Origin of the sequence: Rhizobium sp. NPDC090275 (genome assembly GCF_044772225.1) — a bacterium.
In the GTDB taxonomy this organism is placed as follows: domain Bacteria; phylum Pseudomonadota; class Alphaproteobacteria; order Rhizobiales; family Rhizobiaceae; genus Rhizobium.
Genome location: NZ_JBIVYL010000007.1, coordinates 13688 through 39913, shown reverse-complemented (window position 1 = coordinate 39913; position 26226 = coordinate 13688). Strand labels below are relative to the sequence as shown.

23 protein-coding genes are annotated in these 26226 nt (G+C 62.5%); 15 read left to right on the top strand and 8 right to left on the bottom strand.

Annotation, left to right across the window (positions count from 1 at the left end):
• Positions 1 to 281 precede the first annotated feature (281 nt).
• Complete coding sequence (gene tal, locus ACIQUB_RS18390) at positions 282 to 1247, bottom strand: transaldolase (protein ID WP_112944196.1); 966 nt, start codon at positions 1245 to 1247, stop codon at positions 282 to 284.
• A gap of 422 nt (positions 1248 to 1669) precedes the next feature.
• Between tal and ACIQUB_RS18385 the strand changes: the two genes are divergently transcribed.
• The 4 genes from ACIQUB_RS18385 (at position 1670) to ppk2 (ending at position 5731) form a co-directional block, all read left to right on the top strand.
• On the top strand, positions 1670 to 2653 hold the full coding sequence (locus tag ACIQUB_RS18385; protein WP_047509771.1) for a sugar-binding transcriptional regulator: 984 nt from the start codon (positions 1670 to 1672) through the stop codon (positions 2651 to 2653).
• 65 nt (positions 2654 to 2718) lie between these two features.
• Positions 2719 to 3147 (top strand): DoxX family protein, encoded by a 429-nt coding sequence (locus ACIQUB_RS18380; RefSeq protein WP_113239351.1) that lies wholly within the window; start codon positions 2719 to 2721, stop codon positions 3145 to 3147.
• 154 nt (positions 3148 to 3301) lie between these two features.
• Entirely contained in the window at positions 3302 to 4606 is a 1305-nt protein-coding gene (locus tag ACIQUB_RS18375; protein WP_113200042.1) for a DUF3422 family protein, read from the top strand.
• A gap of 207 nt (positions 4607 to 4813) precedes the next feature.
• Entirely contained in the window at positions 4814 to 5731 is a 918-nt protein-coding gene (gene ppk2, locus ACIQUB_RS18370; RefSeq protein WP_402931250.1) for a polyphosphate kinase 2, read from the top strand.
• 58 nt (positions 5732 to 5789) lie between these two features.
• Here the strand turns inward: ppk2 and ACIQUB_RS18365 are convergent, their stop codons facing one another.
• The 4 genes from ACIQUB_RS18365 to ACIQUB_RS18350 form a co-directional block, all read right to left on the bottom strand.
• On the bottom strand, positions 5790 to 6347 hold the full coding sequence (locus ACIQUB_RS18365; RefSeq protein ID WP_162737606.1) for a PH domain-containing protein: 558 nt from the start codon (positions 6345 to 6347) through the stop codon (positions 5790 to 5792).
• A 136-nt stretch (positions 6348 to 6483) separates the two neighbouring features.
• Entirely contained in the window at positions 6484 to 7404 is a 921-nt protein-coding gene (locus ACIQUB_RS18360) for an ROK family protein (RefSeq protein WP_113239354.1), read from the bottom strand.
• Between the two features lie 73 nt (positions 7405 to 7477).
• Positions 7478 to 8815 carry an ATP-binding protein gene (locus ACIQUB_RS18355; RefSeq protein WP_113239355.1) on the bottom strand — a complete coding sequence of 446 codons (1338 nt, stop codon included), beginning with the start codon at positions 8813 to 8815 and terminating at the stop codon, positions 7478 to 7480.
• A complete protein-coding gene (locus ACIQUB_RS18350) occupies positions 8815 to 9471 on the bottom strand; it encodes a response regulator (protein WP_113239356.1) in 657 nt (218 codons plus the stop codon). The genes ACIQUB_RS18355 and ACIQUB_RS18350 overlap by 1 nt, the downstream gene beginning before the upstream one ends.
• Positions 9472 to 9720: 249 nt before the next feature.
• Between ACIQUB_RS18350 and ACIQUB_RS18345 the strand changes: the two genes are divergently transcribed.
• The 8 genes from ACIQUB_RS18345 (at position 9721) to ACIQUB_RS18310 (ending at position 18902) form a co-directional block, all read left to right on the top strand.
• Complete coding sequence (locus ACIQUB_RS18345; protein WP_113239357.1) at positions 9721 to 10671, top strand: sugar-binding transcriptional regulator; 951 nt, start codon at positions 9721 to 9723, stop codon at positions 10669 to 10671.
• A gap of 150 nt (positions 10672 to 10821) precedes the next feature.
• On the top strand, positions 10822 to 12135 hold the full coding sequence (locus ACIQUB_RS18340) for a sugar ABC transporter substrate-binding protein (RefSeq protein WP_113239358.1): 1314 nt from the start codon (positions 10822 to 10824) through the stop codon (positions 12133 to 12135).
• A 129-nt stretch (positions 12136 to 12264) separates the two neighbouring features.
• Positions 12265 to 13137 carry a carbohydrate ABC transporter permease gene (locus ACIQUB_RS18335; protein WP_047509793.1) on the top strand — a complete coding sequence of 291 codons (873 nt, stop codon included), beginning with the start codon at positions 12265 to 12267 and terminating at the stop codon, positions 13135 to 13137.
• 1 nt (position 13138) lies between these two features.
• Positions 13139 to 13969, top strand: a complete 831-nt coding sequence (locus ACIQUB_RS18330; RefSeq protein ID WP_047509791.1) for a carbohydrate ABC transporter permease — start codon at positions 13139 to 13141, stop codon at positions 13967 to 13969.
• 18 nt (positions 13970 to 13987) lie between these two features.
• Positions 13988 to 14968 carry an ABC transporter ATP-binding protein gene (locus ACIQUB_RS18325; protein WP_047509790.1) on the top strand — a complete coding sequence of 327 codons (981 nt, stop codon included), beginning with the start codon at positions 13988 to 13990 and terminating at the stop codon, positions 14966 to 14968.
• A gap of 102 nt (positions 14969 to 15070) precedes the next feature.
• On the top strand, positions 15071 to 16552 hold the full coding sequence (locus ACIQUB_RS18320) for a mannitol dehydrogenase family protein (RefSeq protein ID WP_018902444.1): 1482 nt from the start codon (positions 15071 to 15073) through the stop codon (positions 16550 to 16552).
• A 77-nt stretch (positions 16553 to 16629) separates the two neighbouring features.
• Positions 16630 to 17319 (top strand): HAD family hydrolase, encoded by a 690-nt coding sequence (locus ACIQUB_RS18315; RefSeq protein WP_113239359.1) that lies wholly within the window; start codon positions 16630 to 16632, stop codon positions 17317 to 17319.
• Entirely contained in the window at positions 17319 to 18902 is a 1584-nt protein-coding gene (locus ACIQUB_RS18310) for an FGGY-family carbohydrate kinase (RefSeq protein ID WP_113239360.1), read from the top strand. Before ACIQUB_RS18315 ends, ACIQUB_RS18310 begins: the two co-directional genes overlap by 1 nt.
• Positions 18903 to 18912: 10 nt before the next feature.
• On the opposite strand, the gene ACIQUB_RS18305 is transcribed toward ACIQUB_RS18310, so the two are convergent.
• Positions 18913 to 19767: a MurR/RpiR family transcriptional regulator gene (locus ACIQUB_RS18305; RefSeq protein WP_113239361.1), complete on the bottom strand. Its 855-nt coding sequence runs from the start codon at positions 19765 to 19767 to the stop codon at positions 18913 to 18915.
• Between the two features lie 219 nt (positions 19768 to 19986).
• On the opposite strand from ACIQUB_RS18305, the gene ACIQUB_RS18300 reads away from it, so the two are divergent.
• Positions 19987 to 20700, top strand: a complete 714-nt coding sequence (locus tag ACIQUB_RS18300; protein WP_113239362.1) for a sulfate transporter family protein — start codon at positions 19987 to 19989, stop codon at positions 20698 to 20700.
• 6 nt (positions 20701 to 20706) lie between these two features.
• On the opposite strand, the gene nth is transcribed toward ACIQUB_RS18300, so the two are convergent.
• Positions 20707 to 21489, bottom strand: coding sequence for an endonuclease III (gene nth, locus ACIQUB_RS18295; protein ID WP_113239363.1), 783 nt, complete (start codon positions 21487 to 21489; stop codon positions 20707 to 20709).
• A gap of 22 nt (positions 21490 to 21511) precedes the next feature.
• Between nth and ACIQUB_RS18290 the strand changes: the two genes are divergently transcribed.
• Positions 21512 to 22024: a DUF2244 domain-containing protein gene (locus tag ACIQUB_RS18290; RefSeq protein ID WP_113239365.1), complete on the top strand. Its 513-nt coding sequence runs from the start codon at positions 21512 to 21514 to the stop codon at positions 22022 to 22024.
• A gap of 80 nt (positions 22025 to 22104) precedes the next feature.
• Entirely contained in the window at positions 22105 to 22977 is an 873-nt protein-coding gene (locus ACIQUB_RS18285; protein ID WP_402931243.1) for a methylated-DNA--[protein]-cysteine S-methyltransferase, read from the top strand.
• 80 nt (positions 22978 to 23057) lie between these two features.
• On the opposite strand, the gene ACIQUB_RS18280 is transcribed toward ACIQUB_RS18285, so the two are convergent.
• Positions 23058 to 26204, bottom strand: a complete 3147-nt coding sequence (locus tag ACIQUB_RS18280) for an efflux RND transporter permease subunit (RefSeq protein WP_402931242.1) — start codon at positions 26202 to 26204, stop codon at positions 23058 to 23060.
• Between the last annotated feature and the right edge of the window lie 22 nt (positions 26205 to 26226).

Sequence of the window (26226 nt, the reverse complement as noted above, 5' to 3'; positions counted from 1 at the left end):
GCGCTATCGCCCATCGCCGCCCCCTCTACGCCTGCTTTGATACGGCAAGCGCCACCCCACTCTCCCTCATTCTCGCCCTTGTGGCGGGAATCCAGCCGACGCGCGTCTGCGCGGCGAAAAGACTCTTTTCTACCAGAGGCACCGTAAGAGGTCATTCACGGCGCGGACGCGCCGTGGCTGGATTCCTGTGACAAGCACAGGAATGAGGGACAGTGGTGCCCACAACGAAAAAGGGCGGCGCCACCGGCACCGCCCTTTCCTCATTCAAGTACCCGAAAGCCTTAGGCGGCTGCGAGCTGCAGTTCCTTGGTGACCATGGCGCGCAGCGTGCCGAGGTCCTTGGCGAAGGCGCGGATGCCTTCAGCGAGCTTTTCGGTCGCCATGGCGTCTTCGTTCATCATCCAGCGGAAGGTCTTCTCGTCGACTGCGATCTTGGAGATCGGCTTGGCACCTTCAGGCGACAGCTTGCGCTCAAGCTTGCCCTGGTCGTTCGACAGTTCGTCGAGCAGGTTCGGTGCGATCGTCAGGCGGTCGCAACCGGCCAGTGCTTCGATCTCGCCGGCGCTACGGAACGAGGCGCCCATGACGATCGTCTTGATGTCGTTGGCCTTGTAGTAGTTGTAGATCTCGCGAACGGAGATGACGCCCGGATCTTCCTCAGGCGTGAAGTCCTTGCCGGTCGACTTCTTGTACCAGTCGAGGATACGGCCGACGAAGGGCGAGATGAGGAACGCCTTGGCGTCGGCGCACGCGATCGCCTGTGCCTGCGAGAACAGGAGCGTCAGGTTGCAATCGATGCCTTCCTTCTGCAGGATTTCGGCGGCGCGAATGCCTTCCCAGGTGGAAGCGAGCTTGATCAGGATGCGATCCTTCTCGATGCCGCGTTCCTTGTAGCCGGCGATGATCCCGTGTGCCTTTTCAACCGATGCCTTGGTGTCGAAGGAAAGGTCGGCGTCGACTTCGGTCGAGACGCGGCCGGGAACGAGCTTCGAGAGCGCTGCACCGACGGAAACGGCGAGACGGTCGGCAACGGCGGAAGCAACGGCTTCGGAATTGCCGCCCTGCTTCTTGCCCCAGGAAACGGCTTCCTTGATCGCATCGGCGAACATCGGCGTGCCGAGTGCCTTCAAAACGATGCTCGGGTTGGTCGTGCAATCGACCGGCTTCAGGCGGGCAACGGCTTCGATGTCACCGGTGTCGGCGACGACGGTGGTGATCTCGCGGAGTTGGTCAAGCTTGGATGTCATGGTCGCGTGTCCTTTTGACTTGAGCTGCGAGCCGGAGCACTTGAGGCCCGGCGAATGAGGTGATCTACGGATTGCCCGTACTGTCTTTGAAGTCGCTATATGTGAAATCGTGCCCGCGCGTTTGGCTTACATCATAAACGTCGGCGAGTACCCCATCGTTCCCGTCTCGGGCTGCCGCAACGAAGACGTCCAAGGGCAATCGAGCCCCGGCGCAAGACCGCTGCGATTTGCCATATGCCCGCACAGTGCCTCCTACAATGGACGGAACGACCAGTTGCCAAGACTATCGCTATTCCAGGGCCATTATGTCAAGGACATTTGTGCATTTCAATTGACATAAGTGTCACACCGGTCATTATCGCAGCGACAAACCATGCCCTGTCTCGAGCAGGATCTAGGGCGCCTTTGCTTTTGGAGGAGATGTGGTCAAGCTAAAACGCGGCACGCACACCGCCTATTCGGAAGCCTCCTCGCTCAGACTGCGCGCTGCCTGGCTCTATTATAACCAGGGATTGACGCAAAAAGATGTCGCCGAGCAGCTCGGCATCAGCCGCACGACCGTCATCCGGCTGCTCGACGAGGCGATGAAGCGCAGCGAGGTGCAGATCTGGATCAACGATTCGATCGGCGATTGCGTCGAACTGTCGGTGAAGCTGGAACGCGCCTACGGCCTGGACGAGGCGATCGTGGTGCCCGCACCCGTCACCTCCGATCCGAATGCGCTGGCCAAGAGTGTCGGCCTGGCGCTCGGCCAGTTTCTCTCCGAAGCCATTCCCGACAACTACACGATCGGCGTCGGCTGGGGCCGCACCATGACGGCCTCGCTGTCGAGCTTCCGCCCGCCGCGCCGCGACAATTGCAAGGTCGTCTCGCTCCTCGGCGGCATCGTCGCCGTGCATCAGACCAACCCGATCGACTACACCTGGCGGCTGGCAAGCCAGCTCGGCGCCGAGTGCTACATGTTCCTCGCGCCGCTCCTGGTCGATTCCACCGAGACCAAGCGCAACCTCATCGAAAAATGCGGTCTCGATACCATCTACCGGCTCGCCGAAACGCTCGATCTCGCCATCGTCAGCTGCGGCGATATCGGCCCGCATTCGACCTCGCTGTCGGAGGGATGGATCTCCAAGGGCGAATTGCAGGAGCTGATCGATGCCGGCTGCGTCTGCGACACCATGTTCAATTTCCTCGACAAGGACGGCAACACGGTCGATCATTCGATCAACAGCCGGGTGATGTCCGTCGATCTCGATACGCTGAAGAAGGCCAAGCACATCGTGCTCTCCTCCGGCGGCGCCCACCGGGCGGTTGCCATCAGCGCCACCATCAAGCGGATCGGCTGCAACACGCTGATCACAGACGAAAGCGCCGCCCGCGCCCTGATCGAGCTCGCCGACGCCGCCTGACGCATCGGGCGCATCGGCGACATACGTCGCATCATCCAGACGCCGGTCATTTGCGTAAACGCTGCATGACCAAAGCCGCAGACAATGCCTCCACCGACCACGCGGAAAGCCCAACCGGCAGATTTATCCTGGCCGGCCTCTACATGATCGCCGGCTGCGCGCACCTGCTCTTCCCAGCCGCGTTCCTGTCGATCACCCCGGATTGGGTTCCCTTCCCGGCCGAGGTGATCGCGTTCACCGGCCTGTGCGAAATTGCCGGCGCGATCGGCCTGACGACTGAACGGTTACGCCGCTCGGCCGGGATCTGCCTGGCGCTTTATGCCGTCTGTGTGTTCCCGGCCAACATAAAGCACGCCATCGACGATCTCGGCTCGACCGCGGCCGCCTTGGGTTGGTGGTATCATCTGCCGCGCCTCGCCCTGCAGCCGGTCATCGTCTGGTGGGCGCTGCTTGCCGGCAAGGTGACGCGCTGGCCATTGCCGGCTTCGCACTGACCTCGGCGCAGCGGACGGAACTGAAACGGCTCGACACGACGCAAATTGCCGGCGCATGATCGTTCTGCGTCAAACCGCCACGTCGTACGCGCCGGGCCATTTGATAATAGCCAAGGGAAGAGCTGGCCGTGGGGGCACAGTCAGGAGGCAAGATTTGTCGAAGCGTAGCTTTTCGTTTCCCGTAGCCGATGTCCGGGCCCGCGCGCTCGGCGAAATCCATTCGCGCCCCTATACGCTGATCCCCGTTTCCCGCGTCATCTTCCAGGTCGCCTTCCTGACCGAGGCCAACTTTGCCGCCGATCAGGCGATCCTGAAGGCGCTCTCGCTCGCCCAGGGCGTTCCGGCGCCCGCCGCCGACACCAGCCACCACACGATGAGCTGGGGCAGCGGCACGCTGCGCTGGGAGCGCCACACGGAATTCTCGACCTATTTCTGGGACACGCCGGCGCCGGCGGAATTCGGCGCCGAGATCCCGGTCAATCCTTTCGGCGCCAGCTTTGCGGCACCCGGCCCCTTCATCTCCGGCGTTCGCATCGAGATCCGCCCGGATAGCGAGGATGTCGCCGACGTCATCGCCAATTTCGATCCGACCAGCCTCTGCCAGAGTATGGTGGCCGATAGCCAGGCGACCGTGATCACCGATTTCCGTCAGGACGGCGACGGCTTGACCAAGTTCCTGGTGCTCGATCATGGCATGACGGATGGCGCCCGTGGGATGCTCGCCCAGCGCCTGCTCGACATCGAGACCTATAGGACGCTGGCGATGATGGGCCTGCCGTTGGCGCAGACGCTGTCGCCCGAGATCCGCCAGATCGAGACGAGCTTCACCGCCATCACGCAGGGCATGAAGCAGCATGCGCGCGCCGAAGCCGACGCCACGCTGTCGGAGATCACCCGCCTCGCCGCCGAGCTCGAGGCCAATGCTGCCCTTAGCCTCTACCGCTTCGGCGCCAGCCGCGCCTACTACAACATCGTACTCGAGCGCGTCGCCATGCTGGCCGAAAAGGCGCTCCCCGGCAACGAAACGCTCGGCGCCTTCCTGCAGCGCCGCCTGGCGCCCGCCATGCGCACCTGCCAGTCGGTCGAGGAGCGGCAGGCCGACCTGTCGCGCAAGCTCGCCCGCGCCACGGCCCTTCTGCGCAGCTGGATCGATGTCGAGCTGGAAAAGTTCAACACCGAGATCCTGGCCTCGATGGACAAGCGCGCCCATCTGCAGCTGCGCCTGCAGCAGACGGTCGAAGGCCTGTCGGTCGCCGCCATCTCCTATTACGTCATCGGCCTCGTCGGCTATCTCGCCAAGCTTCTACATGGCGTCGGCGTCGAGATCGCGCCGGAGACGCTGACCGGCGCCGCCGTGCCCTTCGTCGTCCTCGGCGTCTGGCTCACCGTGCGTCGCATTCGCAGCAAGCACAGCGACGACCATGTCAAAGAGGCCAACCGCCCCGACGCGCTGAGCTGATCCGAAAGGCCGGCGGCACGCTCACCTGCCGACCACTTTGCGCACGCATCTCCGCGTCCGGCCGAAGCGTCATATATCCTTCATGACACGCTGCTTATTTGGCGCCATGAGTGGCCTTGCCCTGCGTGCTTTCATGATATCGTCATGCGGCGCAAAGCAAGGCAGCTCCGCAAGCGTCCGAAGCGACAAATCTGAACAGGGATCGAGATGACCACCATGAGAGGCACGCCTTCAACCGACTGGCTCGAGGCCGAACTGGCCGATACGCTGGATGAAGACTACGAGCTCGAGCTCTCCGAGCCGGCGCTGTCCGAGGAAATCCGCAAGATCTACCGCAAGGCGCATCCGCCATCGATGCCGCGCATCGAGTATTTCCGTTCGTTGATCGCGCTGCAGTCCGAGCTGATCCGCCTGCAGGATTGGGTCACCTATCACAAGGAAAAGGTGGTCGTGATCTTCGAAGGTCGCGATTCCGCCGGCAAGGGCGGCGTCATCAAGCGCATCACCCAGCGCCTCAACCCGCGCGTCGCCCGCGTCGTGGCGCTTCCGGCTCCGTCGGACCGCGAAAAGTCGCAGTGGTACTTCCAGCGCTACGTGCCGCATCTGCCGGCTGGCGGCGAGATCGTGCTCTTCGACCGCTCCTGGTACAACCGCTCCGGCGTCGAACGCGTCATGGGCTTCGCCGACGAGGATCAGGTCGAGCAGTTCTTCAACGACGTGCCCGAATTCGAGCGCATGCTGGTCCGCTCCGGCATCCGCCTCGTCAAATACTGGTTCTCGATCACCGACGAAGAACAGCAACTGCGCTTCCTCGTGCGCATCCACGATCCGCTGAAGCAGTGGAAGCTGTCGCCGATGGACCTGGAATCGCGCGTCCGCTGGGAAGCCTACACCAAGGCCAAGGAAGAAACCTTCGCCCGCACCAACATCCCAGAAGCGCCCTGGCACATCGTCGAAGGCAACGACAAGAAGCGCGCCCGCCTCAACTGCATCGACCATCTCTTGTCGCAGTTCCCCTATGAGGACGTGCCGCACGAGGAGATCGCCTTGCCCGAGCGCGTGTTCAACCCGGATTACGAACGCAAGGTCCTGCCGCCGGAGTTGTACGTTCCGTCGAAGTATTGATTGGAAGCGTCGGCGGGTGAGGCGCCCTCATCCGCCGGCTCCATCACAGGCAGCCCATCTAGGCGCGTGCCCGCGCCTTCTGCCCGGCATCGCGGATCAGATCGAAGACCGCCTTGGGCTTGGCTAGGCCGAGCAGCTGTGGTGTCGGATCGAGGGATGGCATCCAGACTGCCATCGACCGATTACCGAACAGAGAAACAGATGGCCCGAAGCGGATATCACCCTTTGTGTTGCCGTCACCAACCAGATTGAGTTCCGGCAGACGATCCAACTCGATCGACGTAAAGCGCGCAAAAGGGGCGGACCGCAAAATGAGGACCCGCTGGTCGGTCACGGCATAGAGGGTGCGGCTACGCAGCCAAGCATCGACGAAAAAGCGGCCAACGGCAAAGAAAATCCCGATGCCGACGAACATTGCGCCCCATAGATAAAAGAACACCGGCGCACCCGTCCGCGTAACCATGACAAGCCAGAAGACCGCGAAAGAGAGCCACACCGCGCTAAACGGGATCATCAGCGCGTCGCGGCTGGTAAACATCAGTCCCTGGGCCGGCACACCGCGCCATAGCACCCGCTCGTCGCGCACCAACCTGGAATTCAAGTCATCAGCAGTCATGCGCCTCTCCCAAACACGTTCCACCGGCAAGATGGTAGAGTGTCAGAATTAACTTTCGGCTACAGATGAACCACCATTACGCGCATTTTCCTACTCAGCAATCGAAGCTTTGAGATCAAGCGTGAGGTGAAAACCCCTACCCCACCATCTTCGCTTCCGCCTTCAATCCCAAAAGCGCCGCCCCAATCAACCCCGGCTCGACGCGGCATTCGCTGCGCACGACCAGCGGGCGGTCGAATTTGCGGAGGATACGCTGGCGCACCGCCTTGTCGAGCTCATCCAGCAGCGGCTCCACATTGGAGAGCCCGCCGGCGACGGGGACGATGGTGGCGCCGGTGATGTTGACGGTCAGCGCCAGAGGAGAGGCGAGGAGGTCGATGTAGACGTCGATCGTGCGGGTCGCCTTTTCCTCGCCGCCCAGCCACTGGCCGATGATTTCCTCGCTGGTGAAGCCGAGGCCATGGAGGGTCTTGTGCAGGCGTTCCATGCCGCGCGCGCCGCCGACGGAATCGACGCAACCGCTCTGGCCGCAGCCGCAGGCATAATGCGGGATCTCGACCGGCGGGTGGCCGGCGCGCAGTGCAACGATCGGGCCGTGGCCCCATTCGCCGGCAAAGCCGCCGGCCTCGTTGATCAGCCGGCCATTGGCGATCACGCCGCCGCCGACGCCGGTGCCGAGGATGACGCCAAGCACGATGCGGTGGCCGCGACCGGCGCCGAGGCCGGCTTCGGCCATGGCGAAGCAGTCGGCGTCGTTGGCGACCAGCACCGGCACGCCGAGCTCGGCCTGAAGATCTGCGGCGATCGTGCGCTGGTGGATGCAGGGAATATTGGCGCAGGTGAGCAGCTGCGTATCGGGATCGACGACACCGGCGATCGAGATCGACAGCAGCGTCGGCGTACCGCCGGCTTCCGCGATGAAGGTTCTCAGCGTATCGACGAAGGCGCCGAAATCATCGAGGGGGGTCTTGCGGCGGCCGAGCGGCGTGATCTCGGTTTCGGAAAGGGCAACGCCGCCCTTGATCGCCGAGCCGCCGATATCGAAGGAGATGATCATTCGTATTCTGCTTGTTCCAAACGGTTAGAATCTGCTCGCACCGTTCGGTGCGATTTGCAAGCCCAAACCCTGATCAGGCAGGCAGCGTGATGCGGGCTTCGAAACCTGAGTTTTGACCGCTGGCGGGAGACATCAGGTCGAGCGTCCCACCCATTTGCGAGACGATGCGCTCGGCGATCGCCAGGCCAAGGCCGGATCCGGAGGCGCTGGTATTCCCGCGCCGGAAACGCTTCTTCAGCGTCGCGATATCGCCTTCCGCGACCAAAGGTCCGCCATTGACGACACGGACGATACCATTCTCATCAAGGCTGACATCGACCGATAGCTCCGGGTCGCCGTGAACCAGGGCGTTTTCGATGAGGTTGCGCAGGATGATGCCGAAGGCGTCCATGTCGGCGTTGCGAACCAGCTTTGTCGCAGGCGCGGCCGTGTAGCGCAGGCGACCCTGCGAGCGGCTGTCGCGTTCATAATCGGTGACGATCATGTCGAGCACCGGGCGAAGGTCCGTGGCCGTGGCGCTGCCGCCGATGCCGGCCTCGGCGCGGGCGAGCTGTAGCAGCTTTTCGGCGAGGCGCCCGAGATTGACCAGCGAGCTCTCGACCTGATGGGCGCGGGCCTGGGTCGGCCCTGGGGGCAGTTCCTCGGCAAGGCGCTGCGTCTGCGCCAGCGCGCCGGCGATCGGCGTTCTGAGCTCATGGGCGCTGTTGGCGGTAAATTCGCGCTCGGCCTCAAGCGCGGAACGCAGGCGTCCGAGCAGCAGGTTGACGGAGCGCGCGATCGGCTTCAGTTCTTTCGGCAGACCGGCGCTCTCCACCTCGGCAAGGTTGCCGCCGTCCTTGGTGCCGATATCCTGGCGGAGTGAATCCAGCGGCCTCAGCGCTCGGCCGACGATGAACCAGATGGCGAAGATGCTGGCGGGGATAAGCGCGATCAGCGGAATGAGCAGAGTGACGGCGCTTTCGCGTACGGCTTCGCGCCGATTCTTGAAGCGGTCGGCGACCTGCAGGAAAAGGGAGCCGTCGGACGTCTTCTCGGTATAGATACGCGCAGTGGCGGTGTCGTAGAAGCCCGTTTCGAGGGGCGCCGGGAAGGGTTCGGCAAGCGCGTCATTGGAGCGCAGCACGACCTTTCCTGATGAATCACGAACCTGATAGGTCAGATATTCGCGATTGGCGGCGGTATTCAACATGGCGATGCCGTGCGGGTCGCCGATGCCGCGCTGGTCCATGTCGTCGAGGATCAGCGCCAGCAGCCGTTCCGTCGTTTCCTGCTGCGCACTGTCGAAAATCTCATCGAACTCATGTTGCATCACGCGGATGCTGAGGCCGATGGCGATGAGCCAGAAGACGACCATGACAGTCGTCAGCGCGGTGATGAGCGGGCGGGTGATGCTGGGTTCGCGCTTTTTCATTATGATCCGAGTGTGTAGCCGATGCCGCGCGCCGTGCGGATGCGATCCTTGCCGATCTTCTTGCGCAGGCGGCTGACATAGACCTCAACCGTGTTGCTCTCGATTTCCGAGCCGAAGGCGTAAAGCGCCTCCTCGATGCGGTCCTTGGACACGATCGCGCCGGGGCGCGCGGTCAGGAGGTCTAGGACCGCCCATTCGCGGCTGGTGAGGATGACGGAGGCACCGTCGACGGAGAGCTTGTGCTGCGGCCGGTTGATTTCGATATCGCCGATCTGCACCACCGGATGCGGGTTGGCGTCGTAGCGGCGGGCCACCGCCATGATGCGGGCTTCAAGCTCGCCCAGATTGAAGGGCTTGACGAGATAGTCGTCGGCGCCGGCGTTCAACCCCTCGATGCGGTCGGAGATCTGGTCGCGCGCGGTGAGGATGATGACGGGCGTGCGGATGTCACGGCCGCGCAGCTTGCGCAGGAAATCGACACCGCTGCCATCGGGAAGATTGAGGTCGAGCAGCACCAATCCATATTCGACGGGCCCCGTGGCGGCTTCCGCATCGGCGAGGTTCTTCACCCAATCGACGGCATGGAAGGATGCGGCGACGTGATCGCGCACGGCCTCGCCAATCATCTTGTCGTCCTCAACCAGCAGAATTCGCACGATTTTTCCCTCTGGCACATAGTTAGCGTGCCGTTCGATCTCAGGTCAAGCAAGGCTTCGCGGGCAAAGATGGCGCGGCAATGGCGGGGCTGAGCACCATCCACTGCTTGCAGGGAGGCTAAAATAGATTGTGCAATTTCTCAATGCACTCGACATTTGCCCGAATTTTGTTTTGATCTGGCGCGAACATAGCTTCAACCACATGCTTTGCCGGCGAAAGCCGGCGCAGTCGGGCGCAATGGATAGTCGATGGTGAAAAGGTCCGAAACTTCTGGTCGTCTCGATGACGCGGCGCGCGCCGGCTGGCTCTATTATGTGGCCGGGCGCACGCAGGACGAGATCGCCTCGTCCATGGGGATTTCGCGACAATCGGCGCAGCGGCTGGTGTCGCTTGCCGTGGCCGAGCGGTTGATCAAGGTGCGGCTCGATCACCCGATCGCCGCCTGTCTTGAGCTCGCCAACGCCGTGCGCAACAAATACGGACTGCGGCAGGTGGATATCGTGCCGAGCGATCCGGGTGCGGGTGCCGCGACCGTCGGCATCGCCGAGGCGGCGGCGGCCGAGATCGAACGCTGGCTGAAGAAGACCGACCCGATCGTTCTCGCCGTCGGAACCGGGCGAACGCTGAAGGCCGCGGTCGATCAGCTGCCGGCCATTGAGTGCATCAATCATCGCATCGTCTCCCTTACCGGCAACATCGCGCCGGACGGATCAGCGGCCTATTACAACGTCATCTTCAGCATGGCCGATGCCGTCAAGGCGCGGCACTTTCCGATGCCGCTGCCGGTTCTCGTCACCTCTGCCGAAGAGCGCGAGACATTGCATGCCCAGCAGCTGGTGCGCTCGACGCTCGACATGAGCGCGCAGGCCGACGTGACCTTCGTCGGTATCGGCGAACTCGGCATCGACGGACCGCTCTGCGTCGACGGCTTCCTGGAGAAGGGCGAGATGATGGAACTGATGGACAATGGCGCCGTCGGCGAGATCTGCGGCTGGATTTTCGACAGCGAAGGCAAGCTGCTCGACAACCCCATCAACGAGCGCGTCGCGTCCGCTCCGATCCCCTCGCGCGAGACCTCCGTGGTCATCGGGATAGGCAAGGGCAAGCGCAAGATGAAGGCGATCAAGGCGGCTGTTACGGGTCATCAGATCAACGGTTTGATCACCGATGAAGAGGTTGCCGAGTATTTGCTCACCTAGTGGGCAAAAATTTATTTCGTTTTAAATCAGCAGGATAGCTCATCGTTTCGCGGCTGCAGCAACGATTGGAGCTTGACATTTGTCGCTTGTGGTTGAGTAATTGCCCATGAGCAAAGCGAATGCTCGCTAACATCTTCTGGGAGGAAGATCATGACATTTAAAACTTTTCTGCTCGGCGCCTGCTCCGTCCTGGCGTTCGCGGGCATGGCTTCGGCTGAAACGCTGACGATCGCGACCGTCAACAACGGCGACATGGTCCGCATGCAGAAGCTCACGGATGACTTCAAGGCAAAGAACCCCGGCATTGATCTCGAGTGGGTAACGCTCGAAGAAAACGTTCTGCGCCAGAAGGTCACGACCGATATCGCGACCAAGGGCGGCCAGTACGACGTTCTGACGATCGGCAACTACGAAGTTCCGATCTGGGCCAAGCAGGGCTGGCTTCTGCCGCTCGACAACCTCGGGGAAAAGTATGACGCCAAGGATCTGCTGCCCGCGATCAGCGCCGCGCTGACCGTCGACAACAAGCTCTACGCAGTGCCGTTCTACGGCGAAAGCGCGATGATCATGTATCGCACCGACCTCTTCGAAAAGGCCGGTCTGAAGATGCCCGACGCGCCGACCTGGGACTTCATCGCCGATGCGGCGAAGAAGATCACCGACAAGAAGGGCGAAGTCTACGGCATGTGCCTTCGCGGCAAGGCCGGCTGGGGTGAGAATATGGCGTTCATCACCGCGCTCGACAACTCCTTCGGTGGTCGCTGGTTCGATGAAAACTGGAAGCCCCAGTTCGACAGCCCCGAGTGGAAGGAAGCGCTTGGCTTCTACGTCAACCTGATGAAGGAAGCCGGCCCTCCCGGTGCATCCTCGAACGGCTTCAACGAAAACCTGGCGCTCTTCCAGACCGGCAAGTGCGGCATGTGGATCGACGCGACTGTCGCCGCTTCGTTCGTCTCCAACCCGAAAGAATCGAAGGTTGCCGACAAGGTCGGTTACGCCCTGTTCCCGACCAAGGGCGAGATGAAGAACCACGGCAACTGGCTGTGGTCGTGGAACCTCGCCATCCCGGCGACCTCTACCAAGGCTGAAGCCGCGCAGAAGTTCGTCGCCTGGGCGACCGACAAGGCTTACGGCGATCTGGTGGCAAGCAAGGAAGGCTGGGCAAACGTTCCTCCGGGCACGCGCACCTCGCTCTACGAAAACGCCGACTACCAGAAGGCCGCTCCGTTCGCCGCCAAGACGCTTGATGCGATGAAGGCAGCCGACACGCAGAAGCCGACCGTCAAGCCGGTGCCTTACACCGGTGGCCAGTTCGTCGCGATCCCTGAATTCCAGGGCATCGGCACGGCCGTCGGCCAGCAGTTCTCGGCAGCTGTCGCCGGCCAGATCTCCGTCGATCAGGCCCTGCAGAGCGCTCAGCAGCTGACGACCCGCGAAATGACGAAGGCTGGTTACCCTAAGTAAGCCTCCCGAGACATGCGGCGTGCGCCTGCACGCCGCACCCCTAGGCCGCCGAATTGCCCGAACTGCATCGGCGGCCCTTTTTGTCCCTAAGGCCTTGCAGCCATCCGCTTTCAGAAAAGACGGTGAACCATGGCAACGTTACACACCCGCTCCGCGGCGCGCATGATGATGGCACCTTCGGTGCTCCTGCTCTTCGCGTGGATGATCGTCCCGCTCGTGATGACGATCTACTTCTCGTTCATCGACTACAATCTCCTGATGCCGAGCGACAATCGCTTCCTCGGCTTCCTCAATTACGAATTCTTCCTGACGGACCCGGCCTTCTTCGATGCGTTGATCAATACGCTCGTGCTGGTCTTGAGTGTCCTCGTCATCACCATCGTCGGCGGTATCGCGCTGGCGCTTCTGCTCGACCAGCCGATGTTCGGCCAGGGGATCGTGCGCATTCTCGTGATCGCGCCGTTCTTCATCATGCCGACCGTTGCAGCACTGGTGTGGAAGAACATGTTCATGAACCCGGTCAACGGGTTGTTCGCCTATATCTGGCGCCTGTTCGGCGCGCAGCCGGTCGATTGGCTCGCCAACATGCCGCTGTTTTCGATCATCCTGATCGTCGCCTGGCAGTGGCTTCCCTTCGCCACGCTGATCCTCTTGACCGCGCTGCAGTCGCTGTCGGAAGAGCAGAAGGAAGCGGCCGAGATGGATGGCGCGGGCTTCTTCTCGCAGTTCGTCTACATCATCCTGCCGCACATGGCGCGCGCGATCACCGTCGTCATCCTGATCGAGACGATCTTCCTGCTCTCGGTATTCGCCGAAATCCTCGTCACCACCAATGGCGGCCCGGGCACGAGCAGCACGAACCTGACCTACCTCGTCTATAACAGGGCACTCCTGCAGTTCGACATCGGCGGCGCTTCGGCGGGCGGTATCATCGCGGTCATCCTCGCCAATATCGTTGCTATCTTCCTCGTCCGCATCGTCGGCAAGAACCTGGAGACTTGAGATGGCCAGACGCATCACAACCCAGCGCAAGGTGATCGTCACGGCGGTCGCCTGGACCATCGGCATCGTGCTCTTCTTCCCGATCCTGTGGACCTTTCTCACCAGCTTCAAGTCGGAAGCCGACGCCATCGCATCGCCGCCGCAGTTCCTGTTCTTCCACTGGACGACGGAGAACTATCTGGAGGTGCAGAGCCGATCGAATTACTTCAGCCACTTCCTGAACTCGGTGATCATCTCCTTCGGCTCGACGCTGCTCGGCCTGATCATCGCGGTTCCGTCCGCCTGGGCGATGGCGTTCTCGCCGACCAAGCGCACCAAGGATGTGCTGATGTGGATGCTGTCGACCAAGATGATGCCGGCAGTCGGCGCGTTGATCCCGATCTATCTGTTGTTCCGCAACACCGGCCTGCTCGACAGCCGCATCGGCCTCGTCGTGGTGCTGATGCTGATCAACCTGCCGATCATCATCTGGATGCTCTACACCTACTTCAAGGAAATCCCCGGCGAGATCCTTGAGGCGGCGCGTATGGATGGCGCTTCGCTCAGCAAGGAAATCATCTACGTGCTGACGCCGATGGCGGTGCCGGGCATCGCCTCGACGCTTCTTCTCAACATCATCCTGTCCTGGAACGAAGCCTTCTGGACGCTCAACCTCACGGCTTCCAAGGCTGCGCCGCTGACGACGTTCATCGCTTCCTATTCCAGCCCGGAAGGACTTTTCTACGCCAAGCTTTCGGCAGCATCGACCATGGCAATCGCCCCGATCCTGATCCTCGGCTGGTTCAGCCAGAAACAACTCGTCCGCGGCCTGACGTTCGGCGCGGTGAAATAAGAAACAAGGGAGAGAAACATGGGCAGCATTACCCTTCAGAAAGTTTCGAAGGTCTTCGGCGAAGCCAAGGTCATCCCTTCGATCGATCTCGAAATCAAGGACGGCGAGTTCGTCGTCTTCGTCGGCCCGTCGGGCTGCGGCAAGTCCACGCTGCTGCGCCTGATCGCAGGCCTTGAGGATGTCAGCGGCGGCAAGATCGTCATCGACGGCAAGGACGCCACCGAGAGCGCGCCATCCGAACGCCGGCTCGCCATGGTGTTCCAGTCCTACGCGCTCTATCCGCATATGAGCGTGCGCAGCAACATCGCCTTCCCGCTGAAGATGGCGGGCATGGCAAAGCCCGAGATCGACAAGAAGGTGGCGGACGCAGCCCGCGTCCTCAACCTCACCGACTATCTCGACCGCAAGCCGCGCGCGCTCTCGGGCGGCCAGCGCCAGCGTGTCGCGATCGGCCGCGCCATCGTGCGCCAGCCCTCGGCCTTCCTGTTCGACGAACCGCTGTCCAACCTCGATGCGGCGCTGCGCGTCAACATGCGCCTCGAGATCAGCGAGCTGCACCAGCAGCTGAAGACGACGATGATCTACGTCACCCACGACCAGGTCGAAGCGATGACCATGGCCGACAAGATCGTGGTGCTTAACCGCGGCAATATCGAGCAGGTGGGCTCGCCGATGGAACTCTATTCCAAGCCGCGCAACCTCTTCGTCGCCGGCTTCATCGGTTCGCCGAAGATGAACTTCGTGCCGCAGGGCTCGCAGACGCTCGGCGTGCGCCCCGAACATATCCAGCTTTCGATGGAGAGCGGCGAGTGGAAGGGCAAGGTCGTGGTCGCCGAACATCTCGGCTCCGACACCTTCCTGCATGTCAACGTCGAGGGCATTGGCCAGATGACGGCGCGCGGCGACGGCAGCTTCCCGGCCAAGGCCGGCGACACCGTCTACCTGACCGCAGACAAGGCCCGCATTCACAGGTTCAACGAGCAGGGCCTCGCCATCTGAGCGAGGCATCCGGGGTGGGGAAGAGAGCGCGTGCCGGACGAGGTGCCCGGCGCGCCAGTACCGGGGTCGTTAGACCCTGAAGACCTTCAAGAGGACTGAGACATGACGTGCAAACTATCGCTGGCAACGCTTTCCGACGCGGCTAAGACAGCCGCTGTACCGGCCTATGAGCGGGCGTCGCTGAAGGCGGGCATCGTGCACTTCGGCGTCGGCAACTTCCACCGCGCCCACCAGGCAATTTATCTCGACGACCTGTTCAACAAGGGCGAGGCACACGACTGGGCGATCATCGGCGCCGGCATTCTGCCGTCCGATGCCGCCATGCGCGACAAGCTCGCCGCCCAGGATTTCCTGACGACGGTCGTCGAGCAGGACAACAACAAGACCTCGGCGCGCGTCACCGCGCCGATGATCGATATCCTGCCCGTGGGCGACGCCAAGACCATCATCGCCAAGCTCGCGGACCCCGAAATCCGCATCGTCTCGATGACGATCACCGAGGGCGGCTACTTCATCGACGCATCCGGCAAGTTTAATCCTGATCATCCGGCAATCGCAGCCGACGGAAAGAACCCCGCCGATCCGAAGACCGTCTTCGGCCTGATCGTCGCCGGTCTCAAGGCGCGCAAGGACAAGGGCCTCGTGCCGTTCACCGTCATGTCGTGCGACAACATTCCGCACAATGGTGTCGTCACCCGCAACGCGGTGGTCGGCACGGCGGCGCTGTCGGATCCTGCCTTTGCCGAGTGGATCAAGGCCAATGTCGCCTTCCCGAACGCCATGGTCGACCGCATCACGCCGGCCACCGGCCAGCGCGAGATCGACTTGCTCAAGGACGTCTTCGATATCGAGGACAACTGGCCCGTCTATTGCGAAGAGTTCAAGCAGTGGGTGTTGGAAGACAAGTTCACCGCCGGTCGTCCGGCGCTGGAGAATGTCGGCGTCACCTTCGTGCCCGATGTCACGCCCTACGAGCACATGAAGATCCGCATCCTGAATGGCGGCCATGCGGCGATCGCCTATCCGGCGGCGCTGATGGACATCCATTTCGTGCATGATTCGATGGAAGACCCGCTGATCCGCGCCTTCCTCGCCAAGCTCGAGAAGGACGAGATCATCCCGATCGTGCCGCCGGTGCCGAACACTTCGCTGACGGACTATTTCGCGCTGATCGAGCACCGCCTGCTCAACCCGAAGATCGCCGACACCATCCCGCGCTTGGCGCAGGACGGCTCCAACCGCCAGCCGAAGTTCATCCTGCCGTCGACGCTCGACAACCTGAACCAGGGTCGCGACGTGATCGGCCTGTCGCTGGTTTCGGCTCTGTGGTGCCGCTACTTCGCCGGCAAGACCGATACCGGCCAGGATATCGTCTTCAACGATGCCAGCGCCGACCGGCTGCATGCCGCCGCGATCAAGGCCAAGGACGACCCGATGGCGTTCCTTGCCTTCGACGACATCTTCGGCGAGGTCGCCAAGTCCGAGCTCTTCCGCAAGCGCTTCGCGCATGCGCTGAAGACGCTGTGGGAAAAGGGCACGCGCGAGACGCTGCAGCTTTACCTCGACAACAAGCTCGCGGCATAAGCATCAGGCGGCGGGCGCTCCCCGCCGCTATCCACCCACCTCTGCCTGCAATGTCTTGAACCCTGATTGGATGTGTCATGGCTGATGCTGAAACACGGCTTGTGATCTTCGACTGCGACGGCGTCCTCGTCGACAGCGAGCCGATCTCCGTCACCGTTCTCGTCAAGGCCATGAACGATCTCAACGTGCCGATCACCGAGGACGAGGTGTATGGCCGCTTTCTCGGACGCAGCCTCGCGACCGTGATCGAGACGATGAAGACGGAATATAACGTCCATCCCGGCGAAGCTTTCCTTGAGCAGATCCGCACCGATCTCTATGCACGCTTTCGCACCGAGCTGAAGCCGATCACAGGCATCGCGGATACGATCGACGCCCTCGATATTCCCTGCTGCGTCGCCTCGTCCAGCCAGGTCGAACGCATCCGTCTGTCGCTGACCGTCACGGGGCTGATCGACCGGCTGCCCAATATCTTCAGCGCCTCGATGGTGAAGAACGGCAAGCCGGCGCCGGACCTCTTTCTGCATGCAGCAAGCCAGATGCAGGTCGATCCCGTCAATTGCGTGGTGATCGAGGACAGCCCGGCCGGCATCGAGGCCGCCAAGGCCGCGGGCATGACCGTATTTGCCTTCACCGGCGGCTCGCATGCCAATTTCGCCGGCTATCGCGACGAGCTTGACCGCCTTTCCCCCGACGCTACGTTTGACGTCATGCCGGATTTGATCCACCTTATGAAAAAACATCAGCGGGACGGGAACGACCTTTAATGCCTCAGCATGTGGTTGCTGTTGATATCGGCACGGGCAGCGCACGCGCCGGCGTCTTCGATGCGCGCGGCCAGCTGCTGGGCAAGGCCGATCATCCGATCATCATGAACCGGCCCCGCGAAAACCACGCCGAGCATGATTCCGAGGATATATGGTCGGCGGTGTGCATCGCCGTGCGCCGCGCGATGGAGCAATCGGGCGTCGCACCCGAGAGCGTCGGCGCGATCGGTTTCGACGGCACCTGTTCGCTTGTGGTCCGGGATATCGATGGCGGGCAGATCAGCGTGTCGACGGGCGGCGAGCGTCGTTTCGACACCATCGTCTGGCTCGATCACCGGGCGCTGAAGGAAGCGGATTTCTGCACGGCGACCGGCCACGAGGTGCTGGAGCATTCCGGGCATTTCATGTCACCCGAGATGGAAATGCCGAAGCTGATGTGGCTGAAGAAGAAGCTGCCCGGCACATGGGCGAATACCGGCTATCTCTTCGACCTCGCCGATTTCATGACGTGGAAATCCACCGGCTCGCTTGCGCGGTCGCGCTGCACGCTGACGTCCAAGTGGAACTATCTCGCTCACCTCAAGGATGGCTGGCGCAAGGATTTTCTCGAGCAGATCGGCCTCGACGACCTGCAGGCGCGCGGGCAGCTGCCCGACGACACCGTTGCGGTCGGCGGCAGCGTCGGCACGCTGACGAAGGAGGCCGCCTCGGCGCTGGGGCTGACCACTTCCTGTCACGTCTCCTCCGGCATGATCGACGCCTATGCCGGCGCGCTCGGAACGCTTGGCGGCGACGCGCATGATCCGGAACGGCTGGAACGGCAGCTGGCGCTGATCGCCGGCACGTCGAGCTGCATCGTCTCGTTCTCGCGCAAGCGGCGCCCGAGCCACGGCATGTGGGGCCCCTATTATGAGGCCGTTTTTCCTGGCACTTGGCTCGTCGAGGCCGGGCAGTCGGCGACGGGGGCCTTGCTCGACCATGTCGTCCGGATGCATGCGGCAGGCGGCGAGCCGACGGCGGCGTTGCACCAGAAGATCGTGTCGCGGATCTCGCAGCTGCGTGCGGAAGAGGGCGATGCCTTCGGCGCCCGGATTTTCGTGCTGCCCGATTTTCACGGCAACCGATCGCCGCTTGCCGACCCGCACGCGGTCGGCGCAGTCAGCGGGTTGACGCTCGACACATCGTTCGACGGGCTCTGTGCGCTCTACTGGCGCACCGGCGTGGCGATCGCGCTCGGCATCCGTCATATCCTCGAGCGGATGAAGGAATATGGCTACGCGCCCGACACGCTGCATGTGGCCGGCGGGCATGTGAAGAACCCTGTGCTGATGGAGCTCTATTCGGATGCGACCGGCTGCAAGGTGGTGGTTCCAAAGATGAACGAGGCGGTGCTTCTCGGCACCGCGATGGCGGCCTCCGTCGCCTGCGGTCTGCATGCCGACCTCGCCACGGCGGGTTCGGCCATGTATCCCGGCGGCGACGTGCATGTTCCCGATGAAAGCAAGCGCGCGCTTTATGACCGGGATTACCGGCGGCTGCTCGCGATGTATCGCCATCGCGCCGAGCTCGAGGCAATGGAATAGATTTCGATTGCTAGCGGTTGGGCTCTTCGCCGAGCATGACGCTGAATTCGGTCATGCGGCTGGCACGCGCGACGGCTTCGTCACCGACAGCGCTGACGACAGCTGAGGACAGACAGTCGAGAAGCGCGATCACCGGCGGCAGGTTGTCCTGTTCGCCCGGCCGGGTCGGAGGGAGCGGCAGGATGAGATTGGCCTGATCGAGCACCCAGTTGGCGCTTTGCGCGCTGATGAGCACGACCTTGTATCCGTAGCGCCGGGCGATACGGGCGAGCAGACGGGCCTTCTTGAAGCGCTGGCTGTCGATGATCACGAGCAGCGCGCCCTCGCCGCTGACGCGCGCGAAGAGCTCGGCGAAGCGGTTTCCGCTGCCGTCGAGCGCATGCACGCCATCACGCGCCTGCGTCAGGCGCTGGCTGAAATGCGTGGCGAAGCTTGCCTGCGAGACATGGGTGGCGATGAACACCTCGCTTGCCGTGCGGATCATCGCCACCGCGTCGCTCCAGTGCTGCTGTCCGGTGAGATGATAAATGTGATGCAGCGCCTGGATCTGCTCGGCGACCAGCACGGCGAGCGGCTTTCCGTCGGCGGCATCGACCTGCAGTTCCGACATCGAGGCCTGCATCTGCGTGGCCGAGACGCCGGCAACGTCGCGGATCTGGACTTTTACGCTGTCTAACCCCTGATAGCCAAGCGCCCGCAGAAAGCGGCCGACGGTCATAGGACTCAGGTCCAGCCGATCGGCCACCGAGGCTGCGGTTTCGAACGGCAGATCACTCAAGTGTTCGGTGAAATATTTTGCGATGCGACGTTCGGCGGGCGTGCCGGATTTCGCGTATTGGCGGAGCTTCTGAACAAAGTCTTCCACGGCAGCTGTCCCGATTTTGGGTGATGTTTCCTGTCTGCTTGAAACAAATCCTTGCGTCCGCAAATATTCGGAGCGCCCTGCAAGTAATCTTAGATGCTGATTTAAATATATATTATGAAAGGCTTTCGAACAACAATTCCCTCAATCCGGCGAAATAATTTCAGCCTTGCCGTTCAAAGATCAGATTCCTACATCATCGCCACAACCGGAGACGTCACCATGATCCTCGAAGCGGCGCGCCTTTCCATCACCAATCTCTTTGCCTCGGAAACGCGGTCGGTGTTCTGGAAAGTGCTCGGGCTGACCATCCTGGCGCTGATCGGCCTGTGGCTGGCGCTGCGCAGCGCCTTCATGGCTTTCGTCTTTCCCTGGATCGCCAGCTTCTTTCCCGCGATGCCCGATTGGGCAGGCTGGCTGGGCTTCGTCTTCGCCATCATGGCAGGGATTGGACTAGCGTTGGGGTTGGCACTTTTGCTGTCGCCGGTGACGGCATTGATCGCCGGATTGTTTCTCGACGATGTCGCCGACGTCGTGGAAAAGCGCGATTATCCCGACGACGTGCCCGGCACCGCCATGCCGCTCGGCCCGGCCGTAGTCAGCTCGATCAAGTTCCTCGGCGTCGTCATCGTCGGCAACATCGTGGCGCTGTTCCTGCTGTTCATCCCCGGCGTCAATCTCGTCGCCTTCTTCCTGGTCAACGGCTACCTGCTCGGCCGGGAATTCTTCGAGTTCGCCGCCATGCGTTTCCGCCCACCGGCCGAGGCGCGGCTCTTCCGCCAGAAACATGCGCCGACGGTGTTTCTCGCCGGTCTCATGATCACCGCTTTCCTGGCCATCCCGATCGTCAACCTGCTGACGCCGCTGTTTGCCGCGGGCATGATGGTGCATCTGCACAAGCTGCTGTCGCGTAGGGAACTCGGTGTTCGGGTCTGATCCTTCCTAGTCGACGGCCTCGCCGATCACCTGCGGCGGTAGCTCGACGAGCGGCGCCGGGATGTCGCAGCTCTTTTCGGGCGAGCGACAGAGATCGGCGATCACGCAGTGCTCGCATTCGGCGCGGCGGGCCTTGCAGGTGTAGCGGCCGTGCAGGATGAGCCAGTGATGGGCGTGGTAGAGGTAGTGCTTCGGCACCACCTTCATCAGCCGCTCCTCCACCTCGTCGGGCGTCTTGCCCGGCGCCAGCTTGATGCGGTTGGCGATGCGGAAGATATGTGTGTCGACCGCCATGGTCGCCTGGCCGAAGGCCATGGAGAGCACGACATTGGCGGTCTTGCGGCCGACGCCCGGGAGCATCACCAGCTCGTCGCGGGTCTGCGGCACCACACCGCCGAAGACATCGACCAGCATGCGCGACAGGGCGATCACGTTCTTCGCCTTGTTGCGATAGAGCCCGATCGTCTTGATGTAGTCGCGCACCTTCTCCTCGCCGAGATCCAGCATCTTCTGGGGCGTATCGGCCACCTTGAAGAGCGCGCGCGTCGCCTTGTTGACGCCGGCATCGGTCGCCTGCGCCGAGAGCGCCACGGCGACGACAAGCGTGAAGGGGTTGGAGTGCTCCAACTCGCCCTTCGGCTCCGGCCGCTGCACGGAGAAGCGGCGGAAGATCTCCTCGCGCTCGGCCTCGCTATAGACGGAGCGGACGCTCGCCTTTTTCTTGCGGCGAACGACGGGTTTTTCGGGCTGCGACGATGTGGCGGAGGATTTGAGTTTCGGACTGGACATGGACAATCTATACTCGGCAGCCATGATGGAAAGCAACGCCGACAGCGCTGGTCAGCCGGCGGTTTTGGACCAGCCGGTATTTTCAGCCGAGCTCTTTCCCCACCGGTCTCTCGGCCGCAAGGGGTTCAGGGTGCTCCTGCTGCTGTCGGGCGGCGTTTGCCTGCTCTACGGCCTCTTCTTCATCGCCACCGGCGCCTGGCCGATCGGCTTCTTCTTCGGCCTCGATTTTCTGCTCCTCTACGGCGCCTTCCGGCTGAATTACCGCTCGGCCAGGGCGCGCGAGATGGTGACCGTGTCGCGCACCGATATCGCGGTTCGCAAGATCGCGCCCTCGGGGCGCACGGTCGAGCATCACTTCAATCCGTTCTGGACGCGCTTTTCGGTGCGCCGCCACGACGAAATCGGCATCCTGTCCATGCATATTTACGGACAGGGGCGGGCGACGGATATTGGCGGCTTTCTCAATCCCGATGACCGCGAAAGCTTTGCCAAGGCGTTCAAGCGGGCGCTGGCGACGGTCAAGCAGCGAATCTGATAATCATCTAATTCAGGCGCAAGAATCGGGTGGCTTCAACGAAGCCGCTTGACTATCTCCTTGTGACAAGGAGAAAGATCATGAACATGGTAGTCAAGCTGAACCAAGACATCACGCCCGATGGTCCCGACTACGAGACCGTCCGCCAGGTGATCGAGCTGATCACCGAGGATTACCGTGAGCAGCCGTCGCTGGAAGCGATCGCCATGCGTCTCAATCAATCACCGACGCAGCTGCAAAAGACCTTCACCCGTTGGGCCGGCCTTTCACCCAAGGCCTTCCTGCAGGCGGTCACGCTTGATCATGCCAAGCGGCTGCTGCGCAAGGAGGAGCTGCCCTTGCTGGAGACCTCCTTCGAGGTCGGTCTGTCAGGCCCCGGCCGGCTGCACGATCTCTTCGTCACGCATGAGGCCATGTCTCCCGGCGAATGGAAAGCGCGCGGCGGCGGTCTCACCATCCGCTACGGCTTCCACCCGTCGCCTTTCGGCATCGCGCTGGTCATGGCGACCGACCGTGGCCTCGCTGGCCTTGCCTTCGCCGACATCGGCGGCGAGGCGGCCTGCCTCGAAGACATGACCTGTCGCTGGCCGAACGCGGACTATGTCGAGGACCGCGAGGCAACGGCTCCTTACGCGGCACGCATCTTCGAGCCGGGACGCTGGACGTCCGAGCAGCCGCTGCGCGTGGTGCTGATCGGTACCGACTTCCAGGTTCAGGTCTGGGAGAGCCTGCTCAAGATCCCCTTTGGCAAGGCGGTCACCTATAGCGACATCGCCAGCGACATAGGCCGTCCGACGGCGATGCGGGCGGTGGGGGCGGCGGTGGGGGCCAATCCGATCTCCTTCGTGGTGCCGTGCCACCGGGCGCTTGGCAAGAGCGGGGCGTTGACGGGCTATCACTGGGGATTAACGCGCAAGCGGGCGATGCTGGGGTGGGAATCGGCGCACGCTTGAGGGCAAACATAACCCCTCACCTTCTCAAATCCATCCCTGCAAACAAAAACGGCGCGGTTCTCACCGCGCCGTCTGCATGTTCACTCCGCCGCAATCGCCGGCGGATGCCGGTGATCCACCGCGTCATCCTCACCGGATGATACAGCCTCATCCTCCTTGCCCTTCGGCTCCTTGCCGAAGAACAACGCGTAGGCCGCCGGCAGAACGAGGATCGTCAGCACCGTGGCGACCAGGATGCCGCCCATCATGGCGTAGGCGAGCGGGCCCCAGAAGACGCCGCGCGAGATCGGGATCAGCGCCAGCACAGCCGTCAAAGCCGTCAGCATGATCGGACGGAAACGGCGCACAGCCGCGCCGACGATCGCCTCCTGCCGGTGCATGCCCGCCTTGATGTCCTGGTCGATCTGGTCAATCAGGATGATCGAGTTGCGGATGATGATGCCGAGCAGCGCGATGACGCCAAGGATGGCGACGAAGCCGAAGGGCGCGCCGGAGATCAGAAGGGCTGCTGCAGCACCGATGATCCCGAGCGGACCGGTCGCCAGCACCAGCATTGCCTTGCCGAAGTGCTGCAACTGCGCCATCAGAAGCAGCACGATGACGACGAGCATGATCGGCGCCTTGGCGGCGATCGAGGCCTGGCTTTCGGCCGAATCCTCGGCTCCGCCCTGGATCTCGACCTTGTAGCCGGCAGGCAGGCTGTCGCGCAGCGGCTGCAGATCGGCATACATCTTCATGACCACGTCGTTCGACTGCACGCCGTCGGGCAGCGTTGCGCGCACGCTGATCGTCGGCAAGCGGTCACGCCGCCATTCGATGCCCTGTTCGAGAACCGGCACCACCTTGGCGATCTGCGAGACCGGCACGAAGCCGCCGAAATCCGTCGGCACGTAGACCGAGTTGACGGCTGACAGCAGCGAGCGATTGGCTTCCGGCTCGCGGGCGACGATCGACACCGTCTCCTCGCCATCGCGGAAATCGTCGAGCGGCGCGCCGGACATTGCCGTCTGCAGCATCTGGCGAACGCGCTGCGAGGTGACGCCAAGCGCACGGGCGCGGTCCTGGTCGATCACCAGCTTCATCGCCGGCACCTGCTCCAGCCAATCGTCGTGGATGGCGCCCAGCAGCGGATTTTCCTGGAACTTCGCCTTCACCTCGTCAGCGATCTTGCGAACTTCCTGGCGATCCGGACCCATGACGCGCATCTGCACCGGCCAGCCGGTCGGCGGACCAAGGAACAGACGGTCGACCTTGCCGCGGATATCGGGGAAGTCCTCGGCAAGAATGGTCCTGAGCTTGACGATCAGCCGTTCGCGGGCCGGCTCGTCGTTTGCCATGATCAAGAGCTGCGCGAAGTTCGGGTTCGGAAGCTGCTGGTCGAGCGGCAGGAAGAAGCGTGGTGCGCCTTCGCCGATATAGGTGGCGACGAACTTCTTGTCCTTGTCGTCCATGATCTTTGCTTCGAGCGCCTTCGATTGCGTCTCGACTTCCTTGATGCTGGTGCCCTCTGGCAGCCAGAGATCGACGAGGATCTCGGGGCGTGAGGACTGCGGGAAGAAGTTCTGCGGAATGAACTGGAAGGCCCAGAGGCTGGTGGCGAAGGTCACCAGCGTCATCGCGACCACGATGATGCGATGGCGCACGGCCCAGCCGACCGTCGACCGAAGCCGGCGATAGAAGCTGGTGTCGAAGGCATCATGATGCGCGCCGCCGGCATGCTGGCGCTGCTTCAGGATCATGTAGCCGAGCCAAGGCGTGAAATAGACCGCGACGAACCACGAGACCACGAGCGCGATGCCGACGACATAAAACAGCGTGCGGACATACTCGCCGGCCGTGGAGGCCGCGAAGCCAACCGGAATGAACCCGGCCGTGGTGATCAGCGTGCCCGTCAGCATCGGGAAGGCGGTGGAGGAATAGGCGAAGCTCGCCGCCTCGATCTTCACGAGCCCTTCTTCGAGCTTTCGCTCCATCAGTTCGACCACGATCATCGCGTCGTCGACAAGCAGGCCGAGCGCGATGATCAACGCGCCCAGCGAAATACGCTGCAGGTCGATACCAAGCTCGTACATGATGGCGAAGGTCGCAGCCAGCACCAGCGGAATGGCAACCGCGATGACGAGACCCGAACGCCAGCCGATCGACAGGAACGAGACGACGAGAACGATCGCCAGCGCTTCGCCGAGCGCATGCATGAACTCGCTGACCGCATCGGTGACGACATCCGGCTGGTTGGAAATCTGATCGACCGAAACACCGTAGGGCAGCGACTCCTCGAAGCGCTTGTAGGTCGCTTCGACATCCTTGCCGACATCGGTGACCTTGTAGCCCTTGGCCATGACAACGCCGACCTGGACGCTCTCATGCCCATTGAAGCGGTACTTGCGCTGATAGGGATCTTCGAGACCGGAATAGACGGTGGCGATATCGCCGAGACGCGTCACCTGGTTGCCGGCCTTGAGCCGGAGCTCGCGGATATCGGCGGCCTTGGTCACGTCGCCTTCGACGGCGATGCGCACCGAGCGCGTACCCGTATCGACGGAACCGGCCGGGTCGACGCTGTTCTGGCCTTTGATGGCGTTCTGCAGGTCGACGATCGTCAGGCCGCGTTCGGCCAGCGCCTGCGAGGACACGTCGATGAAGATCTTCTCCGGCTGATCGCCGATGATCACGGCCTTCTCGACACCCGGCGTCGTCAACAGCATGTCGCGCGCCTGGATCGCGAATTTCTTGAGCTCCGGATAGCTGTAGCCATCGCCGCTGATCGATTGCAGCTTGATGAAGGTATCGCCGAATTCGTCGTTGAAATAGGGGCCGAGCAGGCCGGATGGCAGCTCGTTGGAGATATCGCCGACCTTCTTGCGCACCTGGTAGAAGGCGTCGGCGACGTCAGCCCCGTTGGTATCGCCCTTGATCTGCAGCGTGATGACGGCCGAACCGGCGCGCGTATAGGATTTCACCCAGTCGATATGCGGGGTTTCCTGCAGCTTGCGCTCGATCTTGTTGACGACCTGGTCCTGCATCTCCTGGATCGAGGCGCCCGGCCACACGGCCTGCACGACCATGACGCGGAAGGTGAAATCGGGGTCTTCCTTCTGCCCCATGCGCATCAGCCCGAGCACGCCGGTGATGAGGATCAGCCCGAACAGGAAACGCGCGATGCTCGGATGGCCGATTGCCCAGCGCGACAGGTTGAAGGGCTTCTTCTCGGTGGTGGAGTTGTCCATTGTCCCGTTCCCTCTCCTGGCC

What these genes read in the sequence shown, in the direction of transcription:
- tal (WP_112944196.1), bottom strand. Translation starts at nt 1,247, where the DNA reads ATGACATCCAAGCTTGACCAACTCCGCGAGATCACCACCGTCGTCGCC.
- ACIQUB_RS18380 (WP_113239351.1), top strand. Translation starts at nt 2,719, where the DNA reads ATGACCAAAGCCGCAGACAATGCCTCCACCGACCACGCGGAAAGCCCA.
- ppk2 (WP_402931250.1), top strand. Translation starts at nt 4,814, where the DNA reads ATGACCACCATGAGAGGCACGCCTTCAACCGACTGGCTCGAGGCCGAA.
- ACIQUB_RS18365 (WP_162737606.1), bottom strand. Translation starts at nt 6,347, where the DNA reads ATGACTGCTGATGACTTGAATTCCAGGTTGGTGCGCGACGAGCGGGTG.
- ACIQUB_RS18360 (WP_113239354.1), bottom strand. Translation starts at nt 7,404, where the DNA reads ATGATCATCTCCTTCGATATCGGCGGCTCGGCGATCAAGGGCGGCGTT.
- ACIQUB_RS18355 (WP_113239355.1), bottom strand. Translation starts at nt 8,815, where the DNA reads ATGAAAAAGCGCGAACCCAGCATCACCCGCCCGCTCATCACCGCGCTG.
- ACIQUB_RS18345 (WP_113239357.1), top strand. Translation starts at nt 9,721, where the DNA reads ATGGTGAAAAGGTCCGAAACTTCTGGTCGTCTCGATGACGCGGCGCGC.
- ACIQUB_RS18340 (WP_113239358.1), top strand. Translation starts at nt 10,822, where the DNA reads ATGACATTTAAAACTTTTCTGCTCGGCGCCTGCTCCGTCCTGGCGTTC.
- ACIQUB_RS18335 (WP_047509793.1), top strand. Translation starts at nt 12,265, where the DNA reads ATGGCAACGTTACACACCCGCTCCGCGGCGCGCATGATGATGGCACCT.
- ACIQUB_RS18330 (WP_047509791.1), top strand. Translation starts at nt 13,139, where the DNA reads ATGGCCAGACGCATCACAACCCAGCGCAAGGTGATCGTCACGGCGGTC.
- ACIQUB_RS18325 (WP_047509790.1), top strand. Translation starts at nt 13,988, where the DNA reads ATGGGCAGCATTACCCTTCAGAAAGTTTCGAAGGTCTTCGGCGAAGCC.
- ACIQUB_RS18320 (WP_018902444.1), top strand. Translation starts at nt 15,071, where the DNA reads ATGACGTGCAAACTATCGCTGGCAACGCTTTCCGACGCGGCTAAGACA.
- ACIQUB_RS18315 (WP_113239359.1), top strand. Translation starts at nt 16,630, where the DNA reads ATGGCTGATGCTGAAACACGGCTTGTGATCTTCGACTGCGACGGCGTC.
- ACIQUB_RS18310 (WP_113239360.1), top strand. Translation starts at nt 17,319, where the DNA reads ATGCCTCAGCATGTGGTTGCTGTTGATATCGGCACGGGCAGCGCACGC.
- ACIQUB_RS18300 (WP_113239362.1), top strand. Translation starts at nt 19,987, where the DNA reads ATGATCCTCGAAGCGGCGCGCCTTTCCATCACCAATCTCTTTGCCTCG.
- nth (WP_113239363.1), bottom strand. Translation starts at nt 21,489, where the DNA reads ATGTCCAGTCCGAAACTCAAATCCTCCGCCACATCGTCGCAGCCCGAA.
- ACIQUB_RS18290 (WP_113239365.1), top strand. Translation starts at nt 21,512, where the DNA reads ATGATGGAAAGCAACGCCGACAGCGCTGGTCAGCCGGCGGTTTTGGAC.
- ACIQUB_RS18285 (WP_402931243.1), top strand. Translation starts at nt 22,105, where the DNA reads ATGAACATGGTAGTCAAGCTGAACCAAGACATCACGCCCGATGGTCCC.
- ACIQUB_RS18280 (WP_402931242.1), bottom strand. Translation starts at nt 26,204, where the DNA reads ATGGACAACTCCACCACCGAGAAGAAGCCCTTCAACCTGTCGCGCTGG.